This window comes from Seohaeicola nanhaiensis (assembly GCF_042654245.1).
In the GTDB taxonomy this organism is placed as follows: Bacteria; Pseudomonadota; Alphaproteobacteria; order Rhodobacterales; family Rhodobacteraceae; genus Seohaeicola_A; species Seohaeicola_A nanhaiensis.
Window position 1 is genome coordinate 1,026,588 of record NZ_JBHSGI010000002.1, and the last position, 18,796, is coordinate 1,045,383.

Annotated in this window: 17 protein-coding genes; 8 read left to right on the forward strand and 9 right to left on the reverse strand. The window is 65.2% G+C overall.

The features are described 5' to 3' along the window. Position 1: 1 nt before the first annotated feature. Together radC and ACFO5X_RS05180 are read right to left on the reverse strand one after the other, a co-directional pair. Positions 2–763: a RadC family protein gene (radC, locus tag ACFO5X_RS05175; protein WP_380716172.1), complete on the reverse strand. Its 762-nt coding sequence runs from the start codon at positions 761–763 to the stop codon at positions 2–4. Between the two features lie 49 nt (positions 764–812). Next, a complete protein-coding gene (locus tag ACFO5X_RS05180; protein ID WP_380716173.1) occupies positions 813–2,357 on the reverse strand; it encodes an acetolactate synthase large subunit in 1,545 nt (514 codons plus the stop codon). Positions 2,358–2,604: 247 nt separating this feature from the next. Here ACFO5X_RS05180 and ACFO5X_RS05185 point away from each other — a divergent pair, with 247 nt between their 5' ends. Continuing rightward, positions 2,605–2,799 (forward strand): heavy-metal-associated domain-containing protein, encoded by a 195-nt coding sequence (locus tag ACFO5X_RS05185; RefSeq protein ID WP_380716174.1) that lies wholly within the window; start codon positions 2,605–2,607, stop codon positions 2,797–2,799. 15 nt (positions 2,800–2,814) lie between these two features. Here the strand turns inward: ACFO5X_RS05185 and ACFO5X_RS05190 are convergent, their stop codons facing one another. Both ACFO5X_RS05190 and argE read right to left on the reverse strand, forming a co-directional pair. Further along, positions 2,815–3,855 carry a cation diffusion facilitator family transporter gene (locus ACFO5X_RS05190; protein WP_380716175.1) on the reverse strand — a complete coding sequence of 347 codons (1,041 nt, stop codon included), beginning with the start codon at positions 3,853–3,855 and terminating at the stop codon, positions 2,815–2,817. A gap of 87 nt (positions 3,856–3,942) precedes the next feature. After that, positions 3,943–5,070 carry an acetylornithine deacetylase gene (gene argE / locus ACFO5X_RS05195; protein WP_380716176.1) on the reverse strand — a complete coding sequence of 376 codons (1,128 nt, stop codon included), beginning with the start codon at positions 5,068–5,070 and terminating at the stop codon, positions 3,943–3,945. A 303-nt stretch (positions 5,071–5,373) separates the two neighbouring features. Here argE and ACFO5X_RS05200 point away from each other — a divergent pair, with 303 nt between their 5' ends. Continuing rightward, positions 5,374–6,525 (forward strand): patatin-like phospholipase family protein, encoded by a 1,152-nt coding sequence (locus tag ACFO5X_RS05200; protein WP_380716177.1) that lies wholly within the window; start codon positions 5,374–5,376, stop codon positions 6,523–6,525. A gap of 3 nt (positions 6,526–6,528) precedes the next feature. Here ACFO5X_RS05200 and ACFO5X_RS05205 read toward each other — a convergent pair whose 3' ends face one another. From ACFO5X_RS05205 to ACFO5X_RS05215, 3 genes are read right to left on the reverse strand one after another with little or no spacing between them, the layout of a single operon-like run. Beyond that, positions 6,529–7,002, reverse strand: coding sequence for a GNAT family N-acetyltransferase (locus ACFO5X_RS05205; RefSeq protein WP_380716178.1), 474 nt, complete (start codon positions 7,000–7,002; stop codon positions 6,529–6,531). Between the two features lie 6 nt (positions 7,003–7,008). Continuing rightward, positions 7,009–10,161: an efflux RND transporter permease subunit gene (locus ACFO5X_RS05210; protein ID WP_380716179.1), complete on the reverse strand. Its 3,153-nt coding sequence runs from the start codon at positions 10,159–10,161 to the stop codon at positions 7,009–7,011. A 2-nt stretch (positions 10,162–10,163) separates the two neighbouring features. Then, positions 10,164–11,273, reverse strand: a complete 1,110-nt coding sequence (locus ACFO5X_RS05215) for an efflux RND transporter periplasmic adaptor subunit (RefSeq protein WP_380716180.1) — start codon at positions 11,271–11,273, stop codon at positions 10,164–10,166. A 323-nt stretch (positions 11,274–11,596) separates the two neighbouring features. Between ACFO5X_RS05215 and ACFO5X_RS05220 the strand changes: the two genes are divergently transcribed. After that, the gene (locus tag ACFO5X_RS05220; protein WP_380716181.1) at positions 11,597–12,091 is read left to right on the forward strand and encodes a Dps family protein; all 495 of its coding nucleotides are present in this window, start codon (positions 11,597–11,599) and stop codon (positions 12,089–12,091) included. A gap of 56 nt (positions 12,092–12,147) precedes the next feature. Here ACFO5X_RS05220 and ACFO5X_RS05225 read toward each other — a convergent pair whose 3' ends face one another. Then, complete coding sequence (locus tag ACFO5X_RS05225) at positions 12,148–12,957, reverse strand: response regulator (protein WP_380716182.1); 810 nt, start codon at positions 12,955–12,957, stop codon at positions 12,148–12,150. Between the two features lie 97 nt (positions 12,958–13,054). On the opposite strand from ACFO5X_RS05225, the gene ACFO5X_RS05230 reads away from it, so the two are divergent. The 4 genes from ACFO5X_RS05230 (at position 13,055) to ACFO5X_RS05245 (ending at position 17,184) form a co-directional block, all read left to right on the forward strand. Next, positions 13,055–13,201 carry a NepR family anti-sigma factor gene (locus ACFO5X_RS05230; RefSeq protein ID WP_380716183.1) on the forward strand — a complete coding sequence of 49 codons (147 nt, stop codon included), beginning with the start codon at positions 13,055–13,057 and terminating at the stop codon, positions 13,199–13,201. Continuing rightward, the gene (locus ACFO5X_RS05235; RefSeq protein ID WP_380716184.1) at positions 13,198–13,761 is read left to right on the forward strand and encodes an RNA polymerase sigma factor; all 564 of its coding nucleotides are present in this window, start codon (positions 13,198–13,200) and stop codon (positions 13,759–13,761) included. Before ACFO5X_RS05230 ends, ACFO5X_RS05235 begins: the two co-directional genes overlap by 4 nt. Next, on the forward strand, positions 13,758–15,548 hold the full coding sequence (locus ACFO5X_RS05240; protein WP_380716185.1) for a sensor histidine kinase: 1,791 nt from the start codon (positions 13,758–13,760) through the stop codon (positions 15,546–15,548). Before ACFO5X_RS05235 ends, ACFO5X_RS05240 begins: the two co-directional genes overlap by 4 nt. Before the next feature lie 115 nt (positions 15,549–15,663). Further along, positions 15,664–17,184 (forward strand): phospholipase D-like domain-containing protein, encoded by a 1,521-nt coding sequence (locus ACFO5X_RS05245; RefSeq protein WP_380716186.1) that lies wholly within the window; start codon positions 15,664–15,666, stop codon positions 17,182–17,184. Between the two features lie 18 nt (positions 17,185–17,202). Here ACFO5X_RS05245 and ACFO5X_RS05250 read toward each other — a convergent pair whose 3' ends face one another. Further along, the gene (locus ACFO5X_RS05250; protein ID WP_380716187.1) at positions 17,203–18,255 is read right to left on the reverse strand and encodes an AI-2E family transporter; all 1,053 of its coding nucleotides are present in this window, start codon (positions 18,253–18,255) and stop codon (positions 17,203–17,205) included. A 175-nt stretch (positions 18,256–18,430) separates the two neighbouring features. Between ACFO5X_RS05250 and ACFO5X_RS05255 the strand changes: the two genes are divergently transcribed. Next, positions 18,431–18,628 carry a CsbD family protein gene (locus ACFO5X_RS05255; protein WP_380716188.1) on the forward strand — a complete coding sequence of 66 codons (198 nt, stop codon included), beginning with the start codon at positions 18,431–18,433 and terminating at the stop codon, positions 18,626–18,628. Positions 18,629–18,796 lie beyond the last annotated feature (168 nt).

Below are 18,796 nucleotides of genomic sequence, written 5' to 3' on the forward strand. Positions count from 1 at the left end.
GCTACAGCAATCCCTGTCCGCGAAAGCTAAGCTCCTGCGACTTGCCGATGATCAGATGGTCGTGCAGCGTCAACCCCAGGGCGTCGCAGGCGGCCTTGATCTGCTGCGTCATCGCAATATCGGCCTGTGAGGGCGTCGGATCGCCCGAAGGGTGGTTGTGCACCAGGATCAGCGCCGAGGCGTTCAGTTCCAGCGCACGCTTGGCCACCTCGCGCGGATAGACCGGGACATGATCGACGGTGCCGCGGGCCTGCTCCTCATCAGCGATAAGGATGTTCTTGCGGTCGAGGTAGAAGACGCGGAACTGTTCGGTTTCGCGGTGGGCCATGGTGGTGTGGCAATAGTCGAGCACCGCGTCCCAGCTGGAGATCACGTGGCGTTGCAACACGCGCGACCGCGCCATGCGATGCGCCGCGGCCTCGATCACCTTGAGGTCGGTGATCACCGCCTCGCCCACGCCGTCGACCTCAGCCAGCTGGTCGGGCGGGGCGGAGAGCACGCGGTTGAAATCGCCGAAGCGGTCGAGCAGGGCGCGGGCCAGCGGCTTGGTGTCCTTGCGGGGCAGCGCGCGGAACAGCACGAGTTCCAGCAATTCGTAATCCGGCATCGCCGCCGCGCCGCCCGTCATGAAGCGGGCGCGCAGGCGCGACCGGTGGTCGGCGATATAGGAGGGCAGCCTGCCCGCCGCGACCGGCAGGACCGGCGCCTCGTCCGCGTCAAACAGCGAGGGCATCGATTCGGAGAAGGCGCGCGATCCGGGCATGGCAGAAGCCTCGCCCGGATCGGTTAACAAGGCGTTAGCAGGTCAGCGGTCAGACCACGACCTCGATCAGATTTGTCCCGCCTGCGGCCAGCGCATCCTCGATCGCCTGCGTCAGCGCGCCGGCCTCGTCTACGCGGACGGCGGGCACGCCCATGCCACGCGCCATCGCCACGAAATCCAGCGCCGGGCGGTCGAGTGAGAGCATGTCGATGGCGCGCGGGCCGGGGTTCTGCACACCCACGTTGGTCAGTTCGCCCCGCAGGATCTGATAGGTCTGGTTGGCGAGGATCAGGATCGTGATGTCGAGATTCTCGCGCGCCATCGTCCAGAGCGACTGAATCGTGTACATCGCCGAACCGTCGCCCACCAGCGCCAGGACCTTGCGGTCGGGGCAGGCCACGGCGCAGCCGATGGCCAGCGGCAGGCCATAGCCGATGGACCCGCCGCAGTTGTTGAGCCAGGTATGCGGCTCGGCCCCGGCGGTGGCCGGGAAGAACGCCCGCCCGGTGGTGATCGATTCATCGACCACGATGGCGTTGGCCGGGATCGTCGCGGCAAGCGCCTGGGCGATGGTGTTGGCATCGGTCTTGCCGGTGGGCGGCGGCACCAGCTTGCGGTCGGCCATGCCCTTGGGCGAGGCATCGCCGGCGTCGAGCGCCGCGACCAGCCCGTCGAGCGCGCCGGAGAGGTCGTCGCCTGCCCCGGCGAGTTCGATGATTTCGGCATCCTCGCGCGTCAGCACCGCCGGCTTGCCCGGATAGGCAAAGAAACCGATGGGCGCGCGGGCGCCCAGCAGCACGACCTGCTTGAACGAGCGAAGGGCCTGAAGCGCCATGTCGATGGGATAAGGCACGCGGTTGACGATGACCCGGCCCGCGCCACGGTCGAGACGGGCGTTCGACCATTCCGAGAGCAGCGAACAGCCCGTCTTGGCGGCGATCCGTCCGGCCTTTTCAAGGTTCTCGGCAGTCAGGGCGGCGCCGCCCAGCAACAGCAGCGTTTCCGATCCGTGCAGCGCCTCGGCGGCGCGGTTCAGCATGGCGGGATCGACGGCGGGGCGGGCGGCGGGTGCGGGGGCGGTGTGCACGCTGGCGCCTTCGGTCCAGGCGGTGTCCGACGGCAGGATCAGCGTGGCGATCCGGCCCGGCGCCTCTTGCGCCGCCGCCACGGCGCGGGCGCCGTCGGCGCCGACATCCGCCGCGGTCAGCGAGGAGTGGACCCAATGCGAGACCGGGCGCGCCAGGCCTTCGATATCCGACATCAGCGGCGCGTCGAGCTTGCGGTGTGTCTCGGCATGTTCGCCGACGATGTTGACGACACCCGAATGCGCCTTCTTGGCGTTGTGCAGGTTGGCGATGCCGTTGGCGAGACCGGGGCCGAGGTGCAGCAGCGTGCAGGCGGGTTTGCCCGCCATGCGCCAATAGCCGTCGGCCGCACCGGTCGCCACGCCTTCGAACAGCGCGAGGACCGACCGCATACCCGGGACATGGTCGAGCGCGGCGACGAAATGCATCTCGGATGTGCCCGGATTGGTAAAGCAAGTATCCACCCCGCTGGCGATCAGACTCTTTACCAGACTTTCGGCACCATTCATCGTATATCTCCTGTCGCGGAACCGTTTACCGCCGGGAAAACCGTTCTGTCGTGAGTTGCATTCACGCCGGCCCCCCGGCCGGCGCGCGGATCGTCGCCCAACCCGCAGGGGACGTCAAGCAATCGGCCGCCGGATTGGGCGCGCTGGCACAAATTCGACAAGCGGACTTGACCTTCCAGCTGCTGGAATCCCTAGATTGCGTAACATCGGGCACTCAGGCCCGACTCTTTTCAGCGGGATACCTGCCATGACCACCACCTTCCACGTTCCCGACATGACCTGCGGCCATTGCGAAAAGGCGGTGCGCGGCGCCCTGGGCGCCGCCCTGCCCGGCGCAGGGGTCGAGGTCGATCTGGCCGCGCATACCGTCAAGGTGGACGGCGACGCCGCCACCGCGCGCGCGGCGCTGGTAGAGGCGGGATACACGCCGGTCGAGGGCTGACGCCCAAGGGCCGCTTCAAGCCGGATGGGGCAGCCCCATCCGGTGGGCGTGGCCCTCGCCTGCTGCATGATCGTGATCATGTCCCGCATGGGGATCGGGCGGGGTCGCGCCCGGATCCAGCACGCAGACCGCATCGCCCTGCCCCCAGTCGATTTCGATGGTGGAATGGGCGATGCCGAAGTCTTGGCCGAGCAGCTCTTTCACCGCGCGCACCGTTCCGGCCGGATCGGCGCCTTCGGAGAGTTGTATTTCCATGGTCGCGGCGGGCTGGCCCGAGGTGATCGACCAGACGTGCACATGGTCGACCCCGGTCAGGCCCGGCACCTTGTCGAGCAGGGCTTCCTTCATGTCGGACAGGACGACATTGCCCGGCGCGCCCTCCATCAGCACATTCAGCGAGGCCTTGAGCAGCAGCCAGGCCGAGCGCAGCACCAGCGCCGAGAGCAGGACCGACAGGATCGGGTCGATGGGCGTCCAGCCGGTGAACCAGATCGTGATCGCCGCCACGATGGCCGCGACGGAACCCAGCAGGTCGCCCAGAACATGGACCATCGCGCCCTTGATGTTCAGATGTTCGGTATCGCCGCGCGTCAGCAGCCAGTAGACCCCGAGGTTGACCACGAGGCCGAGCACCGCGACGATCATCATCGGCCCCGCGAGCACGTGCGCCGGGCTGAGCAGGCGGTGCACCGCCTCCCAGGCGATCCAGCCGACCAGCGCGATCAGGGTGACCGCATTGACCAGGCCGGCGAGGATTTCGAAGCGCATGTAGCCGAAGGTGCGTTTGTCGTCGCGTTTGCGACGGCCAAAGCGGAAGCCGGCCCAGGCCAGCGCCAGCGCGGCGGCGTCGGTGAACATGTGCCCGGCGTCGGCGATCAGCGCCAGCGAGCCGGACAGGATGCCGCCGACCAGCTCAGCGAGCATGAAGCCGAAGGTCAGGACCAGACCGGCCAGAACCACCTTTTCGTTATTGGCGCCGACCTCGGGGGCGTGGCTGTGCATCCCGTCGGAGTGATCGTGGTCGTGCCGGTGATCGTGGTCGTGCTCGTGTGCCATCTTCAGTCCTTCCGCCCGCGTCCCTGTCGTGCGGGCAGGGGAAAGGTAGTTCCGGGCCGTGGCAACGGCAACCGGATAGCCCGACCTTTAACCGGTCGACAGATGCCGGCCGAGCGCCATCACCATGTCGCAGCCTGCGGCCAGTTCGGACAGGGTAATGTATTCCTCGGGCTTGTGCGCGCGGGCGATGTCGCCGGGGCCGCAGACGACCGAGGGCACGCCGGCGGCCTGGAAGCGGCCGGCTTCGGTGCCGAAGCTGACCGGCGCGCCGGGGGCGTTGCCCGAGAGCGCCTGCGCAAGGTCGGCCAGCGGGTGATCGGCCTCCTGCCCGAGGGCCGGATAGGCGGCGAGGATTTCGGCGGTGACGCCGGTTTCCGCCTGCGCGGCCGCGATGACCGGGGCCAGCACCTCTTCGGGGTCGCTGCCGGGCAGGACGCGGGCCTCGATCTCGGCCCAGGCGGATTCGGGGATGATGTTCAATGCCTCGCCGCCGCCCATCTTGCCGATCTGCACGGTGTGATAGGGCGGCGCGAAGGTTGTATCCCGCACGCCGGTCTCGGCCAGGTCTTCGGCCAGGTGGCGCGCGGCGGCCAGCGCGGGCACCAGCGCGTGGATCGCGTTGCGCCCCAGATCGGGGCGCGAGCTGTGGCCGGGGCTGCCCTGCGCCACCAGACGCAGCGCCGCCTTGCCCTTGTGGCGCAGCACCGGGACAAGGCCGGTCGGCTCGCCCACGAAACACCCCTGCGGCGGGGCGCAGAGATCGGGCAGGTGTTTCAGCAGGTGGACGACGCCCCGGCAGCCGGATTCTTCGTCATAGGAGATCGCGATGTGGATCGGCGATTGCAGCGGCATCCGGGCAAGGTCGGGCACCGAGGACAGCACGGCGGCGACAAAGCCTTTCATGTCGACGGCGCCGCGCCCGATCAGCCTGTCGCCGTCGCGGCGCAGGGTGAAGGGATCGGCCAGCCATCCGGGTTCCGCGGCGGGAACCACGTCGACGTGACCCGAGAGGATGTGACCCGGCATATCGGGATCACCCAGCGTCGCGAAGAGGTTCGAGCGGTCGCCTTCCGGCCCCACCAACACGTGGACCCGCGCGCCGTGACCTTCGAGATACTCGGCGATGAAGGCGATCAGATCGCCGTTCGGCTGTCCGACCACGGTCGGAAATCCGACCAGCCGGGCCAGCATCTCGGGCGCGTCGAGGCGAAGCATGGGTCTGTCCTTGTGCAATTGGCTGTGCCTTCAATGGACCGGGCGGGGGTCGGGGTTCAAGTCCGCCAGCCGGGAAGTTCTTGCGCAACTGCCCGGCGATCGGGGAGAGAGGCCCGAGGCTGCCCGAATTCGCGGCGCAGGGCGCCATGATCACGAAAAGGCGATTGACCGTCTCTGGGAGGAGGGTGCGTCATGCCTTATGTCGGTCCATGACCGAAGCCGCGCCCTGTCTCAAGGGGCGGGGCTCGACATCACCGTCCGGCCGGCGTGCCCCGGCTGGATCCCGACCAAAGGCTGTTGCAGATGAACCTGTCGAACCCTCCCAAGACCTCCGACGCGGTGGCGAGCCATGTCAGGACGCACCCCCTTCCCGGTCAGGTGGTGCTGGTGCTGCAGGGCGGCGGCGCGCTGGGCGCCTATCAGATGGGCGTGTTCCGCGCCCTGCACGAGTCGGGCATCGAGCCCGATTGGGTCATCGGCACCTCGATCGGCGCGATCAATGCCAGCCTGATCGCGGGCAATAAGCATGAGGATCGACTGGATCGCATGGAGGAGTTCTGGTCGCGCGTCGGCCATACTCCGGCCAAAGACCTGCTGGCCGCCTCGCCCTTCGGTGGTATGGCGGTTGCCAACCTGATGACGCTGGCGACAGGGGTCGAGTCGTTCTTTGCGCCGAACCCGATGGCCCTTCTGGGACCCTATGCGCCGCTCGGACCGGAGAAGGCGGGGTATTATTCGGTTGCTCCGCTGCGCGAGTTGCTGAGCGAACTGGTCGATTTCGACCATCTGAACACCGGCCCCACGCGGCTGACGGTCGGGGCGGCCAATGTGCAGACCGCGCAGATGCGCTATTTCGACAGCCGGGACGAGGATCTCGACCTTCGGCACGTGCTGGCTTCGGGCGCGCTGCCACCCGCCTTTCCGGCCGTGCGCATCGGCGAGGAGCTGTATTGGGACGGTGGCGTGCTGTCGAATACGCCAGTCGAAGCGGTGTTCGACGACAGCCCGCGCAAGAACAGCGTGATCTTCATGGTGAACCTGTGGAGCCCGGACGGGGCAGAGCCGGATACGCTGTGGCAGGTCATGACCCGCCAGAAGGATATCCAGTATTCCAGCCGTGCGATGAACCAGATCGAGCGCCAGCGCCAGCTGCATTACCTGCGCCATATCATCAAGGAACTGGCGATGAAGCTGCCCGAGGACGAGCGCGGCAAGGACGCTGTGAAGGAGCTGGAGGCGCAAGGCTGCCTGACGCATATGCATCTGGTGCGCCTGCTGGCCCCCAATCTGGGCGGGCAGGACAACATGAAGGATATCGACTTCAGCGCCGCCGGCATCCGCAGGCGCAGCGCGGCGGGCTATGAGGATACCGTCCGCGTGCTGACGCGAAAGCCCTGGGAGGATCCTTTCGACCCGCTGGAAGGCTTCATCCTGCACGACAGTGTCTTGGCGTAGGTTTCAGGCGGTATCGAGGCGGTATTTCAGGAACGCTGCGCCGTCATGGGTGACCTCCTCCACGAAACGCGCGCCCAGCCGGCGCAGCGCGCCGAGGTTGCGACGTGACGGAGGCAGCAGGAAGGTGACATAGGGGATGCGCGGGTCGCTGCGCGCGAAGGCCAGCGCGGCCCGGGTGATCGGCAGGCCGAGTCCGAAATCCCCGGGTTTTAGGACCAGGCCAAAGTCCCAGTCATCGCCCTCTTTCTGGAACCCGCCCCAACCCACATAACGGCCGTCGGCCAGGATGGCCCAGTGGCCCAGCCCGTCGCGGTGCCAGCAGGCCTCTTTCGCCGCGACGAAGGCTCGGGCCGCCGCAGCGTCCCACGCTTCTTTCAGCAAGGGCATGTGTTCGGCCACACGCGGATCGGACATATGCGCTACCAGAATGTCGAGGGGGATGTCCGGCAGGCGGGCAAAGGCGATCTCGGGCGGCATGATTCGTCAGGTGGTTGCCTTGGGCGCGGGCCTGGACTGGACGGCCTCGCCCAGCTCGCGGCGCAGGCGGTCGTATTCCTTTGACCGGGGCGGCGAGAAGCCGGCGAGCAGCAGGTAGGCGACCGGCGTAAGGTAGAGCGTTGCCAGCGTCGCGAGACCCAGCCCGCCGACGATCACCCAGCCCAGCGCCTCGCGCGCCTCGGCCCCGGCGCCGGCCGACAGGATCAGCGGCACGCCGCCCAGCACAGTCGAGGTCATCGTCATCATCACCGGGCGGAGGCGGATGGTGGAGGCGTCGTAGATTGCCTGCCAGGTGCTGGCCCCCTCTTCACGTAACTGGTTGGCGAATTCGACAATCAAAATCCCGTTCTTGGCCATGATCCCGACCAGCATGACCAGACCGATCTGCGAATAGACGTTGAGCGAAAGCCCGGTGAAGGAGAGCGCGAAGATCGCACAGGCAAGGCCCAGCGGCACCGTGGCCATGACAACGAAGGCCGAGACGAAGCTCTCGAACTGGGCAGCCAGCACCAGAAGGACGACAAGGATCGCAAATCCGAAGGTGTAGACCAGCCCCGAGGCGGTCTGTTCCAGCGCCGCCGCCTCGGCCAGCGGCAGCACCGCGTTTTCGGGCGCCAGCACCTCGGGGGCGATGCGGTTGATCTCGTCCATCGCCATGCCGAGCGACATCTCGGGACCGAGCGTCGCGGTGATCTCGACCGAGCGCTTCTTGCCCTCGCGGTTCAGCTCGGGCGCGACAGGGCGTTCCTCGAGCGTCACGAAGGTGGACATGGGCACCATCTTGCCATCGCTGGAGCGCACGAAGATGCGTTGCAGGTCGCCCGGATCGTCCACCGGATCAGATGTGGAGAGCATCTGAACGTCAAAGCTGGTGTCGCCGATGAAGACGGATCCGATCGAGCGGCCGTCGAGCACGGCGCGCAGCGCGTCGCCAAGGCCGGTGATATCGACCCCGAGGTCCGAGGCGCGCACGCGGTCGACCTCGACGAAGAGCTGCGGAAGGGTGGTCTCGTATTCCAGCTTGACCTGGCCAAAGCGCGGATCCTGCTGCATCCGGTCCACCAGTTTTTCGCCGGCCTCGGCCAATTGGGCGTAGTCCTCGCCGGTGATGGCGAAGGACAGGCCGCGCCCGGCGCCGCGGATGCGCAGGGAGTTGGGCTGGATGATGAAGGCGCGCACGCCGACCACGTCGGCGATCCGCTTGTTCATGTCGGTCACGATGTCCTGCTGCGAGCGCGAGCGTTCCTCCCACGGGGCGAGCGTAAGGACCATGAAACCGACGTTATCGGCGCCGAAGCCGATGATGGAATAGATGTTGCGCACCTCGCCGGTGTCCTGCAGCGGGCGCACCCGATCCTCCAGCAGGTGCAGTTTGTCGATCGTATAGTCCAGCGAGACCCCGGTTGGCGCGGTGACCCGGGCCAGAACCAGCGCGCGATCCTCGCGCGGGGTCAGTTCCTGGCGGATGCCGCCGGCGACCAGGATCGAGGTAATCGCAAACAGAGAGGCGGCCACGATGACCACGATGGGATTGGCCAGAGCGCCGCGCAAGGTCCAGGCGTAGAGCGCGACGAGGCGGTTGCCGAGCCAGACCATCGGGCCGCGCGCCTCCGCTCCGATCCGGCTGGAGCCGAGGAAGCGGCTGGCCAGAACCGGCGCGAGTGTCAGCGCGACGACGGAGGAGAGAAGCACCGACATGGCGAGGGTAAAGCCGAATTCGCGGAACAGGCCGCCCGCCTGACCGGGCAGGAAGCTGAGCGGCACGAAGACCGCCGCGAGGGTCGCGGTCGTGGTGATCACGGCGAAGAGCACCTGCTGGGTGCCCAGAACCGCCGCGGCGCGCGGTCCCATGCCTTCGGAGCGGCGGCGCACGATGTTTTCCAGCACGACGATGGCATCATCCACCACCATGCCGGTGGCCAGAACCAGCGCCAGCAGGGTCAGGATGTTGATCGAGAAGCCGACGATATAGACCGTGGCCACCGTGCCGATCAGCGCCACCGGAAGCGTCAGCGCCGGGATGAGCGTGGCCCGCACGTCGCGCAGGAACAGGAAGATGATGGCGACCACGATGATCACGGACAGAACCAGCGTGTAGAGCACCTCGTCGATGGCGCCGTTGATGAACAGCGCGTCGTCCGAGGTCACGAACAGCTTGATATCCGAGGGCAGCGTCTGGTTCAGGCCATCCACCACCTCGCGCACCTGGCGCGAAATGTCGAGCGTATTGGACGTGGCCTGCCGCACGATACCGATGCCGATGCCCGACTGGCCATTGGCGCGCAGCGCGGTCTGGTTCGGGGCTGGTCCCAGGCTGACCTTCGCGACATCGCGCAGCCAGACGTCGTCGCCGATCTGGATCGCTTCGAAGGCCTCGGGCGTGTTCACCGTCGCGGTGGTGCGCACGTTGATCGACTGGCGGTTGCTGCGCATGTCGCCGGCGGGAACGTCGAAGGCCACGGTTTCCAGCGCCCGGCGTATGTCGGCAAGTGACAGGCCCCGGCTTGCCAGCTCCAGCATGTCGATGTCGACGCGGAAGATTCCGTCGGCATCGCCGTAGATCTGCAGATCGGCGACTCCGGGGATCGAGATCAGCGAATCCTCGATGTTGTCGCGCAGGATGCGCGTCAGTTCGTCCGCGCGCCGCCCCGTCGAGGTCAGCGCCAGGCGCATCACCGGATCGGCGTTGGCGTCGGCCTTGACGATCACTGGCGCATCGGCGTCGTCGGGCAGGTCATTGGCGATCCGCGAGATCGCGTCGCGGGTGTCGGTGGCCGTCGTGTCGATGTCGACGTTGTCCGAGAAATCCATCGTAACCCGGCTGCGCCCATAACGCGAGTTGGACGAGATCGACTGAACCCCGGACACCCGCGCGACGGCGCCTTCGATCCGGCCGGTCAGTTCCTGGTCCACTGTCTCGGGCGAGGCGCCGGGGAAGCTGGTCGTGACGCTGATCACGGGCCGGTCCACGTCAGGCAGTTCGCGCACCTCGACCCCGAGCAGCGCGGCCAGGCCGGCGACGAGGATCAGGGCGTTGATGACGAAGGCGAGAATGGGCCGCCGCACGAAGAGGGCCGTCGAGCCGCCTTTTTCAACCTCGGCCTCTCCGGCCCTGAGGGTGTCGGCATCCTCGCTCATGGCTACAGGCTTGCCTCGGGGCGGAGCGGGTCGGCCGTCGCGGTCGACTGGGCCTGCTGCGTCACCACCTCTATGCCGGGCCGCAGGTTCTGCACGCCCTCGACCACGATCAGGTCGCCTTCGCTCAGAGCGCCGTCGACTAGCGCCCGGTCGGCGGTGCGGCGCAGGATCGAGACCGGCACCCGCCGCACCTTGTCCTCGCGGACCGCCCAGACGAAGGCACCTTCGGATGTCCATTGCACCGCCAGCGCGGGCACCGAAGGCAGCACCGGCCCGTCAAAGGCCATGCGCACCGAAAAGGCCATGCCCGAACGCAGCGTATCGTCGGCGTTGGCGATCTCGCCCTGCACCCGCAGCGTGCGCGAGGCCCGGTCGATCACGTTGTCAACGGCGACGATCTGGCCAGTGAGGGTGTGGCCCCGCATCGCCAGAGGCTCGGCCTCGAAGGCGACGCCGGGGCGGACCTGGCTGGTCAGCCGTTCGGGCACACGGAAATCCACCAGAATGCGCGAGCGGTCGGCCAGCACGGCCAGCACGTCCTGATTGCTGATCCGGTCGCCCACCTCGATGTCGAGCAGGCCGACCCAGCCGCCGATCGGCGCGCGAATGACCTTCTGGCTCAATTCGAATTCCGCCTGATCGACGCCCAGCAGGGCCGCCTTTTCGGCCAGTTCCGCACTCTGACGGCGCACGCCGGTGGCGGCGCCCGTCTGCGACAGGGTGCGGACGCGCGTCAGCTCGTCTTCGGCGTCGGCAAGGGTGAGGCGCGCCTTTTCGAGCGCGATGCGTTCGGCCGCATCGTCGAGGCGGACCAGAACGTCGCCTTCGCTGACGGCTTCGCCCGAGGTGATGAGAACCTCGGCCACGCGCCCGGCCACGTCCGAGCGCACCGAGACCGAGCGATAGGCGCGCCCGTCACCTATGGCTGCCACTTGATCGGTGAGCTGTTCCAGTTCCACGCGCACGGCAACCACGGCAACCGCCGCGCGGGGGGTGCCGCCACCCGCAGGGCCGCCGCCAGACGTGGTCTTTCCCGGCGGTTCCATCGAAAGGACCTTGTAGACACCAGCCTTCTGCAGCCACGGCGCGGCGGCAGGTACGTATTTGGCCAACAGCCAGACCGCGCCCGCAATCACGACGCACGACAATAACAATTGTCGAAAGACAGCTAGCATCCGATTGTGACCCCGATCTCGCTTGACGAGTCTTAGGCCCGCTGCAGGAACAGAGCAACAGCGGCGGCAGGCACGCCAACCTACAATTTCGTCATCATAGCCTTTGGCCGCCGCATTTGCAGGCGTCGTGCGGCGGCTGCCTGCGCGCCGAGTGGAACCGGCCAGCCGGGACTGCGTTGTTTTCCAGAGGCCGGATCCAGTTATCCGGCCAGTCCGAATTGCGCCCTGCCCCGCAGGGCAATCACGAGGAAGGAAATCAGATGAAAGACGCAATGAAAGTCGTTCCCGCCGCCGAAAAGGTTGAAACCGGTGTCGAAGGCGCAAAGGCCATCGCCAAGGGCCTGTCCGACGCCCTGGCCGACACCTACCGTCTGGTCTTCAAAACACATGCCTATCACTGGAATGTGGAAGGCCCGTTGTTCTTCCCGATCCACAAGCTGACCGAAGAGCAATACAACAACCTGTTCCAGGCCGCCGACGAAGTCGCCGAGCGGATGCGTGCTCTGGGCCAGCTGGCACCGGCACGTCTGTCGGAGGTGACGGACGCCTCGATCGTCAAGGATGCGGCGAAGCTGCCGTCGGCTCAGGCCATGGTGGAAGATCTGGCCAGCGATCACGAAAAGGTCGCAAATCGGATGCATTCTCTGATCGAACTCGCAGACGAGCACAACGATCCGGTGACCGCCGATCTTATCACCGCGCGTTCGGCCTTCCACGAAAAGGCCGCCTGGATGCTGCGCGCCACGGCGAAGTGACAAAAAAATGCCGGGCAGCAATGCCCGGCATTTCCCAAGTCGCAAAGGACGAAGGTTCAGGCCGCCAGCGTTTCCGTGGACGAGAAGAACATCGCCTGGCTGACGGCGGAGCGAACTTGATCTTCCGAAAACGGCTTGGTGATCAGGAAGGCCGGTTCAGGCCGCTCGCCGGTCAGCAGACGCTCGGGGAAGGCGGTGATGAAGATCACGGGGATATCGTTGAATCCACCGAGAATATCGTTCACAGCATCGATGCCAGAGGAGTTGTCGGCCAATTGGATATCCGCGAGAATGAGATCGGGCCGCTGAGACGCAGCCAGTTTCACCGCTTCGGTGCGGGTGCGCGCGATTCCCGTAACCGAATGGCCGATATCCTGGACGATCGAAACGATATCCATCGCGATGATCGCTTCGTCTTCGATCACCATCACCTTGCCGGTGACAGAGGTTTCCATCTCGCGGCGCGCAATATTGATGAATTCGCCGGCTTCATCGGCGTCGGTATCCATGACGACCGCGATCTCCTCGGCGGAGAAGCCTTCGATGACGTGGAGAAGCAGCGCCTCGCGCGTGTTCGGAGTGAGCGACGCCATATGCGTCTGGGCGCGCGCCGAAAGACGGCTGTCCGCTTCACCCACCGGGGCACCGGCGCTGCCCCAAACCATATGGAACGCCCGGAACAAGCCGAGTTTCGCATCAATCCTGTCTCTTGCAGGGGTGTCATCGAGCAGGATCGCTTCGAGGGTCGCGGCGGCGTAACGGTCGCCGCTGTCCTGGCTACCGGTCAGCGCGCGCGCGTAGCGGCGCAGGAAAGGGACGTTCGCGGCAACGGAAGCAGCGAAATCCCCGGGTTCCTTCGACGTCATATTTTCGTCTCCCATCGTCATTTTCTATGGAACCAACTCCCAATACCTGCGTTAGGTTCCTGCACGATCGTAAAAAAAAGCCAGGCATATGCACGCGATGACAAAGAGCGAAGAGACGTCAAAATTGCAAGCGCAGATCGATGAGAACCTGAAACGGGTCTATCAGGAAGCGCTGCAGGAACAGGTTCCCGACCGTTTCAAGGATCTGCTCGAGAAATTGCGTCAAAAGGAAGCCAAGCAATGACAGCTTCTGGCGATCCGCGAGACGATCTCCCGGAACACTTGCCGGCTCTGCGGGCCTTTGCGATCAGTTTGAGCGGCAGCGCCTCTGCTGCCGACGATCTCGTGCAGGAAACGATCGTCAAGGCCTGGACCAACATTGACAAGTTTCAGGCCGGGACAAACATGCGCGCCTGGCTGTTTACAATTCTGCGCAACACCTTCTATTCGCTCAAGCGCAAGCGCAAGCGGGAGGTGTCCGACAGCGATGGCGTTCATGCCGCCAAACTCTATGAAAAACCCGCGCACGATGGCCGCCTTGCCATGACCGATTTCCGCCGCGCCTTTGCCGAGCTTTCTCCCGAACACCGTGAAGTGCTGATTCTGGCCGGCGCTTCCGGGTTTTCCTACGAGGAAGTTGCCGACATGACCGGTGTTGCGGTCGGCACCGTGAAGAGCCGGGTGAGCCGCGCCCGATCGCGCCTGTGCGAATTGCTGGGTCTGGCAGATGGCGAAGATCCTATTTCCGGGGCGGACGGCGCGACCATCGCGGTTCTTGGAACGTCGGGGATTCAGGCAGCATGAAGAAGGCGCCCCCGTGGCGCCGATTGCAGGAACGCCTTGGCTATCGCGTGGCGTTCATTCTGGCGATCGTTCTTCTGCCTTTGACCCTCATTTCGGTGATGAAATCTCTTGCAGTGCGAGAGGAATCTCTCGCACGCTCGGAAGCAGCGCTCATGGGCGAAACCATGCGCGCGGCGAGCGCAGAATTGCGGCTGATCCAGCAGGCACGTGGGTCGGCAACCGTGCTCGCCAATGCGGTCTGGCCAATGGTGCACCACCCGGACGGGTGCGCGCAGCTTATGGAGCGGCTGGTTTCGGAAGACAGCCAGTATTCGCTGATCGCCTACGTTCCGGAAAACGGCATAAGCACCTGCAACTCGGCCGGCACGACCTTCGACTTTGCGGCGGACCCCCTCTTTCAGCGCGCCTCGACAGAGAAGCGCACCTCCTTCGCGGTCAAGGCTGTGGGACTGGTGTCGCGTTCATCTGTTCTGGTGATCTCGCACCCGGTGTTTGACGAGGCCGGGTCGTACCGGGGGTTGGTCAGCCTGTCGCTGCCGCACTCGGGGTTGCGCATCGCTTCGGCCACCTCTGCCCCCGACGAGGTGCGGCCGCTGACCATGATCACCTACGATGCGACCGGCAGCGTACTGACGTCGTCACGGAGTATAGAGGAAATCGAACGGGCGCTTCCGCGCGACCGCGCACTGGCCGCTCTGGTGGGGGACGATGCCTTCTCGTTCTCGGCCGAGTCCGTGTCCGGAGAGCAGCGGATATTTTCGGTTGTTCCGCTGGTGCCGAACGAGCTCTATGCTCTGGGATCCTGGCCGCCCGAGGACGATTACGCCACCAGCGGTCTGCTGGGCGCAGCGCCGATCCTGTTCCCGGTGCTGATGTGGATCGTCAGCCTGATCGTGGCCTGGCTGGCCGCTGAACGGCTCGTGAACCGTCACATCCGCAAGCTCAGCCGGTCGATCAAGCTCTTTGCCAGCGGCAACCGCATGGTGGGCGACATTGACGTCCGCATGGCGCCGATCGAGATCCGCGAGATGGCCGGTGCCTACGAGCGGATGACCGAGACGATCCTGCACGACGAAGCCGAGATGGAGGATATTGTCCATCAGAAGGAAGTCCTGCTGCGCGAAGTCCACCACCGAGTGAAGAACAACCTGCAGCTGATCGCCTCGATCATGAACATGCAGATGCGGCGCACGCATTCCGCCGAAGCCAAAAGCATCATGAAAGGTCTGCAGGACCGCGTGATGAGCCTGGCGACAATTCACCGCGAACTGTATCAGACGGCCGGGTTGTCGGACATCCATACGGACGAGCTGCTGGCCAGCATCGTGCGCCAGATCACGTCGATGGCGGATCGCCCCGACCGTCGCCTGACCGTGCACAGCGACTTTGCCGATATCCGCATGACCCCGGATCAGGCGGTGCCGATGGCGCTGCTGGTCTCCGAGGCGGTGACCAATGCGATCAAGTATTCCCAGAACGCCGAGGCCACCAAACCGGCCGAGCTGTGGGTTCGCCTGACCCGCCCGAGCGACACCCGCGCCGAATTGACCGTCGGCAACACGATTTCGGGCCACAGGCGCGCCTCTCCGGAGGGCGACCACGATGCGGCAGTCAAGGCCGGTCAGGAAAGTGGCCTTGGCACTCAGCTTCTCTCGGCCTTTGCCATGCAACTGGGTGGCACGGTCGAACGGACGGAAAACGAAGATACATTTGAACTGAAAGTAAATTTCGAATTACGGCCACTTTCGGACGGCGAAGAACGCAACGCTGCGGCTGAGTCTGCGTAAGCCACGGAACCGGCGCGCGAAGCGTCGCGTTAATTGTCAATGCACGTGCGGCAAGCCAGATCCAGATTTCGTTTCCATGCAACAAAAGTTTGAGTTCAACTCGATGCGGGCAAGTATGCAGACTCTGCTCACGGCCGAACAGGCTTACCCCGCTTTCGAGCGGGAATTCCTGCGTGCGCATACGGAAATCTGGGCAAGTTTTCGGATCTTCGACCTGACGACGCGCCTGCGTTCGTCCCAGGCCCGTGCGGTCGGCGAGACCTGGTTCGACCTTATCGTCAACACTTTGAAACGCGGCGTCGCGCTGAACATTGTCATCACAGACTTCGATCCGGTGGTCCGGCCCGCCCTGCATCAGATGACCTGGCGGTCGTATCGCCATCTGATCGCGGCGGCCGAAGTGGCAGGCCCGAAGGCAAAGCTGCGCGTGGTGCCGGCGATGCACCCGGCGCGCACCGGCGTTTTGCCGCGGCTGGCCTTCTGGCCTCTGATCCTGTCCCGCCAGTTCCGTGCCGCAGGCTGGCTGAACCGCCGCGCGCCGGAGGTCCGCGAGACCGACGTGCGGGATATGCCGGGCCTCGCCGACCGCCTGGTGCGGCGGCGAAACGGCAAGTATCGCCCGCGCTGCTGGCCCCTGCCCTGCCTCTATCCGGCGACACACCATCAGAAACTGGCCGTCTTCGACCGCAGCCGACTGTACATCGGAGGGCTGGACCTGAACGAGCGCCGTTATGACACGCCCCGTCACGAGCAGGAGGCCGACCAGACCTGGCACGATGTGCAGCTGCTGCTGGAGGGACCGGCCGTGGCCGAGGCGCAGACCCATCTGGAGACCTTCCTGGACGTGACGGCGGGCCGGGCCGAGCCCAAGCGCTGCCGCCGCCTGCTGCGCACCATGTCGGTCCCCCGGCGCCGCTCGTCGCTGCATTTCGGTCCCTCGACGGTCGTTCAGGAGATCTCGACCGCGCACGAGCATTGCGCGCGACGGTCGCGCCGACTGATCTATCTGGAAACCCAGTATTTCCGGGATCTGAAGCTCGCCCGCTATTTTGCTAATCTGGCGCACGACAATCCGAACCTCTGCATGATCCTGATCCTTCCTGGCGCACCGGAAGAAATCGCGTTTCAGCGTCGCACGGGACTGGACGCGCGGTTTGGCGAGTTCCTGCAGGGACGCGCGCTGAAGATCCTGCACGAAGCTTTCGGGCGGCGTCTGTTCGTCGCCGGCGCGGCCCAGCCGCGTCCGGCCCAAGGCGATGGCCGCGACAGGCTGCATGGCGCGCCGCTGGTCTATATTCACGCCAAGGTCTCGATCTTCGACGAAACCGCTGCCATCGTATCATCGGCCAACCTGAACGGGCGCAGCCTGCGCTGGGATACCGAGGCTGGTGTGCTGATCTCTGAACGGCGCGCCGTGCAATCTCTGCGTCGCGCGATCTTCAGCCATTGGCTGCCCGAGGACGCTGGCGACGCCTTCTTCGACAGCGCGCGCGCCGTGACGGCATGGCGCCGTCTCGCGATCGAGAACATGCGCAAACAGCCGGGCGACCGGCTGGGGTTCGTGTTGCCCTATGATGCCGAGGCCGCCGACGCTGACGCTGCAGAGGTCCCGCTGATCCCGGAAGAAATGGTCTGAGCTACGTCCGATCCGAACTCAGTCGGGCCGTGGAGGCGGCGGGATGTTTTCCTTGATCTCGTCGTTGAGGACGAGCACCCAGAGCAGCAGCGGAATGGCGACGATACCGCCGATCGGACCCCACAGCCACAACCCGAAGATCAGCGAGAGGAAGACGAGCAACGGGTTCACCGACATGTTGCGGCCGATCAGGCTGGGCGTGACGAATTGCCCCTCGATGCCATTCAGGATCATGTAGGAAAAGGCCGGCGCGACAGACATTGCTCCGTCAAATTCGGCGACGCCCACAAAGAGCAGTACGACCATGAATATGACCGGGCCGAGATAAACCACGAAATTCATCAGGAAGGCCAGAACGCCCCACACAACGGCATCGCGCACGCCCAGCGTTTCGAACACCAGGGCCGTCAGGGTTCCGAGACCGGCGTTGATCAGGGTGATGGTAAGGAAATAGCGGGCGACGTTGCGCTCGGCACGGCGCAGTCGCTGGCCAAGCGCCACGCGGCTGCCCGTGTCCGTCAACCGGACAGCGACCCAGGAATAGATTTCGCTGCGCGTCAGCAGGAAGAAGAACAACGCGCCGGCAAAGATGAGAATCTGGGAAAGAATGGCGGGCGCATACATCAGGGCAGTTGCGACCGAGGGCATGGCCATCGCTTCCTCGCTGCTCGCCGCGGGCGGTCCGTTGCCGGAATCCGGTGCAATCGCCTTGGCCACCCCGTCGCTGACATCGGAAAGCCCGCGCATCAGGCCGCGTAGGTCACGCACCACGTCCTGCATGTCGGCCCAGACCTTGGGTGCCTGGGCGACCAGACGCGCGATAACGGGCTGAAACGTCAGCACGATGGCGCCCACGGCCAGCAGCGCGACGATCAGACCGATCATCGCGCCCCAGGCGGGGGAGAAGCCGCGTTTTTCCCAGAAATCGGAAAGCGGCGACAGGACCACACCTGTTACCAGGGCCAGGCACAACGGTGCAAAGATGCCTTCAGCTTCGTCCAATGCGGCCAGAACCACGACGATGCCAATCGCAATCAGCGAAAGCCGTGCGAGCCGTTCGGTTGTTTCCAAGTTGGATGACTCCCCAAGATCCGAATTGTGAACGCTCAAGGATGTGTGAAGGTTCCGTGACTGCCGCCCGAAGTCGGTTGCGCCAGCTCCTGTGTCGGCATTCCTCAAGGAACCTTATGCATCGGCCAGACGTTGAATTGACATAACGAACTTCACCAATGCGAAGGAGTGTATGATGAACTGGGATCAAGTCGAAGGTAACTGGAAGCAGCTCAAAGGCAAGGCTCAGGCCAAGTGGGGCGACATCACCGACGACGAATGGCACAGCGCCGAAGGCCGTCGGGAAGAGCTCGTGGGCATCGTCCAGGAGAAATACGGTAAGGCCAAGGATGAGGCCGAGCGCGAAGTTGACAGCTGGATGAACGGCCTCTGAGCCGAGATACCCGATTTACGAAAAACGCCGTCCCTCGGGGCGGCGTTTTTTTGCGCTGACGTGTTTCACGATCGGACAAAAGAAAACCGGCAGCCGCAGAATGGTGCGGCTGCCGGTCTATCGTCCCGCGCGCGGCAATCGAAAGGACGAGCCTACCGGGCGAGAGCG

What these genes read in the sequence shown, in the direction of transcription:
- ACFO5X_RS05240 (WP_380716185.1), top strand. Translation starts at nt 13,758, where the DNA reads ATGAAGAAGGCGCCCCCGTGGCGCCGATTGCAGGAACGCCTTGGCTAT.
- ACFO5X_RS05255 (WP_380716188.1), top strand. Translation starts at nt 18,431, where the DNA reads ATGAACTGGGATCAAGTCGAAGGTAACTGGAAGCAGCTCAAAGGCAAG.
- ACFO5X_RS05190 (WP_380716175.1), bottom strand. Translation starts at nt 3,855, where the DNA reads ATGGCACACGAGCACGACCACGATCACCGGCACGACCACGATCACTCC.
- radC (WP_380716172.1), bottom strand. Translation starts at nt 763, where the DNA reads ATGCCCGGATCGCGCGCCTTCTCCGAATCGATGCCCTCGCTGTTTGAC.
- ACFO5X_RS05230 (WP_380716183.1), top strand. Translation starts at nt 13,055, where the DNA reads ATGACAAAGAGCGAAGAGACGTCAAAATTGCAAGCGCAGATCGATGAG.
- ACFO5X_RS05200 (WP_380716177.1), top strand. Translation starts at nt 5,374, where the DNA reads ATGAACCTGTCGAACCCTCCCAAGACCTCCGACGCGGTGGCGAGCCAT.
- ACFO5X_RS05185 (WP_380716174.1), top strand. Translation starts at nt 2,605, where the DNA reads ATGACCACCACCTTCCACGTTCCCGACATGACCTGCGGCCATTGCGAA.
- argE (WP_380716176.1), bottom strand. Translation starts at nt 5,070, where the DNA reads ATGCTTCGCCTCGACGCGCCCGAGATGCTGGCCCGGCTGGTCGGATTT.
- ACFO5X_RS05245 (WP_380716186.1), top strand. Translation starts at nt 15,664, where the DNA reads ATGCAGACTCTGCTCACGGCCGAACAGGCTTACCCCGCTTTCGAGCGG.
- ACFO5X_RS05235 (WP_380716184.1), top strand. Translation starts at nt 13,198, where the DNA reads ATGACAGCTTCTGGCGATCCGCGAGACGATCTCCCGGAACACTTGCCG.
- ACFO5X_RS05225 (WP_380716182.1), bottom strand. Translation starts at nt 12,957, where the DNA reads ATGACGTCGAAGGAACCCGGGGATTTCGCTGCTTCCGTTGCCGCGAAC.
- ACFO5X_RS05210 (WP_380716179.1), bottom strand. Translation starts at nt 10,161, where the DNA reads ATGAGCGAGGATGCCGACACCCTCAGGGCCGGAGAGGCCGAGGTTGAA.
- ACFO5X_RS05220 (WP_380716181.1), top strand. Translation starts at nt 11,597, where the DNA reads ATGAAAGACGCAATGAAAGTCGTTCCCGCCGCCGAAAAGGTTGAAACC.
- ACFO5X_RS05205 (WP_380716178.1), bottom strand. Translation starts at nt 7,002, where the DNA reads ATGCCGCCCGAGATCGCCTTTGCCCGCCTGCCGGACATCCCCCTCGAC.
- ACFO5X_RS05180 (WP_380716173.1), bottom strand. Translation starts at nt 2,357, where the DNA reads ATGAATGGTGCCGAAAGTCTGGTAAAGAGTCTGATCGCCAGCGGGGTG.